Source organism: Grimontia sedimenti, from assembly GCF_011045095.1.
Lineage (GTDB): Bacteria > Pseudomonadota > Gammaproteobacteria > Enterobacterales > Vibrionaceae > Enterovibrio > Enterovibrio sedimenti.
The window spans coordinates 1-392 of record NZ_JAALDL010000066.1 but is presented as its reverse complement, the minus strand read 5'-3'; the positions used below and the strand labels follow the sequence as shown (position 1 = coordinate 392).

The window sequence follows — 392 nt, the reverse complement described above, 5'->3', positions numbered from 1 at the left end:
GGGGGTTTCTAATCCCGATCGCTCCCCTACGCCTTCGCCCCTCACCGTCAGGTCCGTTCTCGTCAAGCGCCTTCGCCCACTGGTGGTCCCCCGAGGATTAGAGCATTTCACCGCTACCCTCAGAGTACCCTCGACGTCTCCCGGCCTCAAGACTGGCAGTATCCCTTGCAAGCCGAACGGTTAAGCCGCCCGATTCACAAGGGACTTGCCAACCCGGCTACGAGCGCTTTAGGCCCAATAATCCGCGACCACCACTTGGGCTGCGGGTATACCGCGCTGCTGACACTAGCTCAGGGGGTTTCTAATCCCGATCGCTCCCCTACGCCTTCGCCCCTCACCGTCAGGTCCGTTCTCGTCAAGCGCCTTCGCCCACTGGTGGTCCCCCGAGGATT

1 rRNA gene is annotated in these 392 nt (G+C 62.0%); it reads right to left on the bottom strand.

The window, feature by feature from the left end:
- Positions 1-244: ribosomal RNA gene (locus tag G5S52_RS23540) — 16S ribosomal RNA — on the bottom strand; the annotation flags it as partial.
- Between the last annotated feature and the right edge of the window lie 148 nt (positions 245-392).